Source organism: Selenomonas sp. ND2010, from assembly GCF_000702005.1.
Classification (GTDB): Bacteria; Bacillota; Negativicutes; order Selenomonadales; family Selenomonadaceae; genus Selenomonas_A.
Genome location: NZ_KL370849.1, coordinates 1 through 5,120, shown reverse-complemented (window position 1 = coordinate 5,120; position 5,120 = coordinate 1). Strand labels below are relative to the sequence as shown.

General features: G+C 50.4%; 5 protein-coding genes and 1 pseudogene. 2 read left to right on the top strand and 4 right to left on the bottom strand.

Annotation, left to right across the window (positions count from 1 at the left end):
• The 4 genes and pseudogenes from T504_RS15030 to ttdA all read right to left on the bottom strand — a co-directional run.
• Positions 1–170, bottom strand: a pseudogene (locus tag T504_RS15030) (exo-beta-N-acetylmuramidase NamZ domain-containing protein); the annotation flags it as partial.
• Between the two features lie 25 nt (positions 171–195).
• Positions 196–1,140: an alpha/beta hydrolase gene (locus tag T504_RS0113510; RefSeq protein ID WP_051635417.1), complete on the bottom strand. Its 945-nt coding sequence runs from the start codon at positions 1,138–1,140 to the stop codon at positions 196–198.
• 284 nt (positions 1,141–1,424) lie between these two features.
• A complete protein-coding gene (gene ttdB, locus T504_RS0113505) occupies positions 1,425–2,036 on the bottom strand; it encodes a L(+)-tartrate dehydratase subunit beta (RefSeq protein WP_033171593.1) in 612 nt (203 codons plus the stop codon).
• Complete coding sequence (gene ttdA, locus T504_RS0113500) at positions 2,036–2,935, bottom strand: L(+)-tartrate dehydratase subunit alpha (RefSeq protein WP_033171592.1); 900 nt, start codon at positions 2,933–2,935, stop codon at positions 2,036–2,038. Before ttdA ends, ttdB begins: the two co-directional genes overlap by 1 nt.
• Positions 2,936–3,304: 369 nt before the next feature.
• Here ttdA and T504_RS0113495 point away from each other — a divergent pair, with 369 nt between their 5' ends.
• Both T504_RS0113495 and T504_RS0113490 read left to right on the top strand, forming a co-directional pair.
• Positions 3,305–4,615: an ammonium transporter gene (locus tag T504_RS0113495; protein WP_033171591.1), complete on the top strand. Its 1,311-nt coding sequence runs from the start codon at positions 3,305–3,307 to the stop codon at positions 4,613–4,615.
• A gap of 9 nt (positions 4,616–4,624) precedes the next feature.
• Complete coding sequence (locus tag T504_RS0113490) at positions 4,625–4,999, top strand: P-II family nitrogen regulator (RefSeq protein WP_033171590.1); 375 nt, start codon at positions 4,625–4,627, stop codon at positions 4,997–4,999.
• Positions 5,000–5,120 lie beyond the last annotated feature (121 nt).

Below are 5,120 nucleotides of genomic sequence, written 5' to 3'. Positions count from 1 at the left end.
TCCACACAGGTAGCGGCCACTACCGCACAACCTGCAGGGAATACGCAATGTATCGCCTTATGATCCCGGCAGCCACGCATCGTTCCTTCGCCCATGTCCGTCCCACGGCCAACACTCACGACAGTTCCCTCAAAGGGGCACAAAGATGGGTACAGATAGACAGCTTTCATATATTTCATCCTATATGGATAACGCTCACAAACAATCGTCCAGAAAACTAAAAACAGCGTTCCAATACTCTTTTCCGGCCACTGTCATCGCATCCCCATGTCCTGCTCCTTCTACGATAAATTTACTCTTGGGAGCAGGACAGGCATTGTACAGCTTATCCATCATAGAAGGCGGCACCAGTTTGTCCGCCGTCCCATGGATGAACATGATCGGAACCTTGATGCCGGGAACCGCCTTTATGGGGGCAGCGTCTGACACTTTCACACCGATTTTGATGCCACTTACAATGTCTACGCATGTCATAATGGGGAATTCCGGCAGGCCAAAGATAACGTCCAGTTGATTTGTAAACATATCGTAGGCGCTGGTATAGCCGCAGTCCTCTATGACGGCTGCCAGTCCCGGCATTTCGTATCTGCCCGCTGTCAGCATTACCGTGGCAGCCCCCATAGATATTCCGTGCAATACAATTTCTGCATTCTCATCGGATTCCTTGACTTTAGCCGCCCATTTGGCAATTTCCTCACTTTCCTTGCCCCCCATGGTAATGTACTGGCCATCACTTTCCCCGGCGGCGCATAAGTCCGGCGAGAGCACGTGATACCCCTGCTTCAGATAAACCTCGGCATAATCCCGGACATAACGGTGATCCCTGCCATAGCCATGGGCCAGTATAACCCAGCGGTGTCCCGTTTGGGCGGGTCTATAGCTTACAGCCACCACATTCCTGCCGTCCGGCATGGTCATGCTCCACTCTTCCGTCGGCACTGCCGGCTCTTCCGGCATTTCCCTGCTCTTGTCAAGAATATTGACGCAGGCAGCAGGAGGCGCCAACGGATCTGTTTCGTTTCCGCGCTTCAGGGCATAATCAACAAAATAATCTCCTATGGCGTAGCCTGCCGCCAAAACAGCCGCTATGAATACGATAACAACAGTTTCCCAACGCCTTTTCCGATTGTAGTTCATCATAATCACCATTTTCCTTATTGTGAATTGCCTTGTTATAACGCCTTTGCTCTTATTCCTCCCTCATATTTCTGAAATTCATCCTTCATTTGCTGAACGCATAGCGGCAAATGGCATCGCCCAACTGCTCTTCCCCAATATAATTGCCGCTGAATTTGCCCAGATTCCGTTCCTCTTCCTCAACGGCTTCACCATTCATAATGTATTAGAATTCCCGCACCCCCGCCAATGCCCGCTGGCGCATGGATATGCTAGCAGTCAAGTGGGGGGAAGTCATTTGCCCATGATTACTTGATAAATTTGACTTCGCGGCAAATTTCCTCATAAACTTCTTCTTTGCGCTTATTGAAAACCACCTTGTTCTCTTCGAAAATATTGCGGCCATGCGTATCAATCGATACAATCAACGGACCAAATTCTTTTACCTTGCTGGTCCACAAGGTTTCCGGCATCCCTAAATCTTTCCACTGCGCATCGAGAATCTCTTCCACACAGGTAGCGGCCACTACCGCACAACCTGCAGGGAATACGCAATGTATCGCCTTATGATCCCGGCAGCCACGCATCGTTCCTTCGCCCATACCGCCTTTGCCAATAATCAGTCGGACACCGGTTTCTTTGATGAATTCCTCTTCGAATTTCTCCATCCGCATGGAAGTCGTTGGCCCCACTGTAACCATTTCGTATTTATCTTCTCCTAACGGGCGGATGATTGGACCGGCATGGAGAATTGCGCCATCCCTAACATCAACGGGCAGTGGGCGTTTCTCCTCGATAACACGACGATGGGCTACATCACGGCAGGTCGTGAGCTTGCCCGTCAGATAAATGACATCTCCCACATGAATATCCGCTAAATCCTCAGGCCGGATAGGCGTCGTAAGTATTTTTTTTGCCATCAGAAATCCACCTCCGAATGCGAATCAATGGTATAGTTCAAATCCTTATCGAATACAATATGTCCACGGCGATGAGACCAACACCCCACGTTAACCGCTACACCGATAACCGATGGATGGCGGGCACTGTTTTCGATATTGACGCCTAACACAGAGTTTTTCCCCCTGAGCCCCTGGGGACCCAGGCCAATCTTATTGATGCCATCTTCCAATAGCTGTTCCATTTTGGCCGCCCGCGGATTGGGATTATGTGAACCAATTGGACGCATGAGGGCTTTCTTCGAGTGCAGAGCTGCCACTTCCACGGACGTACCAATACCTACGCCTACGAGTAGTGGCGGGCAGGCATTTAATCCATAACTGGTCATGACATCAAGCACGAACCGCGTAACTCCCTCATACCCTTCCCCAGGCATCAATACTTTGGCATGCCCTGGCAGTGAGCAGCCGCCACCTGCCATATAAGTATAGATTTCGCAGTCCTCCCGCTCCGGAACGACATCCCAAAACACAGATGGAATCCCCAACGCGACATTTTTCCCCGTGTTGTATTCGTCAAAGGTTTCCACGGCGTTATGCCGAAGCGGTGCATCCTTAGTTGCCTGTACGACGCATTCCCGAAGGATACCTGGCAATTCACTCATATAGGGAAAGTTTGCTCCACACTTCAAAAAGAACTGAATCGCCCCCGTATCCTGACAACTGGGCCGATTGAGCTGCTGTGCCAGTTCCTGATTCTTGAGCATCGTCTGATAAATCGCTTTTGCCAGTGGCTCTTCTTCCTGTCCCGCCAGTTCGGCAATCTTTTCCCGAACATCATCGGGCAGCTGCTTTCCCGTAAAGGCAACAAACTTGGCCAAAATATCTGTCATGTGAAATACGGCTTCCTCTTTTGTCATACTGTCATTCCCCCTTAACACCTGTCTCCCTTATAATCACCTGGAATACTTCGTGTCGCAAACGGCTTTTTCCTTCCCCTGTATTCTTGTATACATTACAACACGATATTGACAGGAGCAAATATGCTGATTATAATAAAGCCATCAACCAACAAGAGGCAATGAAGCCCCAGAGAATCAGGTACCGGATTCTCTGGGGCTTTTCTGTCCTACCACGGGTTGATTGTCTGTCCAATATCATCGGCATGTCAAATTCCCTCTTGACGTGCCACAACGAGACAATGGCGTCTCATAGATTCCCGCGGAATCTGTGAGGCGCTTTTTATTACTGCCATTATCCATTTTATTGAACGAAAGGATTTGATTTCCATGATTGATACGGGCGATACGGCTTGGGTCCTCATCAGTGCGGCCTTGGTCTTCATTATGACTCCCGGACTTGCTTTCTTTTATGGCGGCATGGTTCGCAGTAAAAATGTACTGACCACCATCATGCAGAGCTTCTTCATTGTTGCCATGATTTCGGTTGAATGGGTGCTTATTGGTTATACCATGACCTTCGGACCAGATATCAATGGATTCATCGGCAGTCTTGACAAGCTCGGTCTTGCTGGTGTCGGCTTGAATGTACTCGAAAACGGCACAATTCCAGAGCTCGCCTTTGTGGCTTTCCAGTGCATGTTCGCCGTAATTACCCCGGCCCTCATCACCGGTGCCTTTGCCGAACGAATGAAATTCGCCGCTTTTGCCGTCTTTATTCTCCTCTGGGCCATCTTGATTTACAACCCCATGGCACATTGGGTATGGGGCGGTGGCTTCCTGGCAGAACTCGGTGCGTTGGATTTTGCCGGTGGTCTCGTCATCCACATTCTCTCCGGTGTTTCCGGACTTACTCTCTGCATCCTGCTGGGCAAACGTAAAGGCTATGGCCATACCGCTATGATTCCACACAACCTGCCAATGACCGTTCTCGGCGCTACGCTTCTCTGGTTCGGCTGGTTCGGCTTCAACGCCGGCAGTGCTCTCGGCGCCAATGCTCTGGCTGCCAATGCATTTGTAACCTCCCAGGCTGCGGCTGCCGCTGCTACCGTTTCCTGGGTACTGGCTGAATGGAAATTCAACGGCAAACCGACCATTCTCGGTGCAGCTTCCGGCTGCGTTGCTGGTCTTGTCGCTATCACACCAGCAGCTGGTTTTGTTGCACCGCTGCCCTCGGTTATCATTGGTCTTGTCGGTGGCGTTGTTTGCTTCTTCGCCGTTGCCGTTCTCAAAGAAAAACTCGGTTATGATGATGCTCTTGATGCCTTCGGTGTTCATGGTATCGGCGGTACTTGGGGTGCTGTTGCCACGGGTCTTTGGGCTACCACGGAAATCAATCCGGACGGTGCCAATGGCTTACTCTTCGGCGAAACCCATCTTTTCACTGCTCAGTTGATTTCGATTGTTGTCGCTTATGCACTGGCTATCGCCGGCACCTACGTGCTCTATAAGATTGTCAGCACTATAATGGAAACTCGTGCTTCCGAGGCCGAAGAACTCACAGGCCTCGACATCGTCGAACATGGCGAACGCGGCTATGCCCGTTCCGTACTGGCTGGCAGTCCCATGCTCGGCAGTTTTGAAGACTCCAGCGAAATGCTTGCCAATACCGTCATGAATATCAATGCGCAGAAAGGATAAGGTGATCGCATGAAAATCACAAAAATCGAAATCATCACCCGTTCCAGTAAACTCGATGACCTCATGCGCGCCCTCAACGAAATCGGCGTACTCGGCATGACCGTAAGCCAGGTATTCGGCTGTGGCCTGCAGAAAGGCCACGAAGAAGTTTACCGCGGGAAAAAATACGATATCAATCTCGTACCAAAGATCAAGATTGAGACCGTAATCTGCGAAGTTCCCGTCGAGAAAGTTCTCGATACAGCTCAGAAAGTCCTGCGCACTGGCAGCTTTGGCGATGGCAAGATTTTCGTTACGGAACTTACCGATGCTGTCCGCATCCGTACCGGCCAGCGCGGTGCCGATGCCATCAAAGATATCCCCGGTGAAAAAAAAGAAGCCTAAGTAACTCTTTCCCATACACAAAAGGTCCGATGACTCCCCTCCAAGAGTCATCGGACCTTTTAAATTACAGTTTGCAAGGGAGTATTACCGAGTTCGTGTTCGAGGTAAGTCGCCGGCGGCG

What these genes read in the sequence shown, in the direction of transcription:
- T504_RS0113510 (WP_051635417.1), bottom strand. Translation starts at nt 1,140, where the DNA reads ATGATGAACTACAATCGGAAAAGGCGTTGGGAAACTGTTGTTATCGTA.
- ttdB (WP_033171593.1), bottom strand. Translation starts at nt 2,036, where the DNA reads ATGGCAAAAAAAATACTTACGACGCCTATCCGGCCTGAGGATTTAGCG.
- ttdA (WP_033171592.1), bottom strand. Translation starts at nt 2,935, where the DNA reads ATGACAAAAGAGGAAGCCGTATTTCACATGACAGATATTTTGGCCAAG.
- T504_RS0113495 (WP_033171591.1), top strand. Translation starts at nt 3,305, where the DNA reads ATGATTGATACGGGCGATACGGCTTGGGTCCTCATCAGTGCGGCCTTG.
- T504_RS0113490 (WP_033171590.1), top strand. Translation starts at nt 4,625, where the DNA reads ATGAAAATCACAAAAATCGAAATCATCACCCGTTCCAGTAAACTCGAT.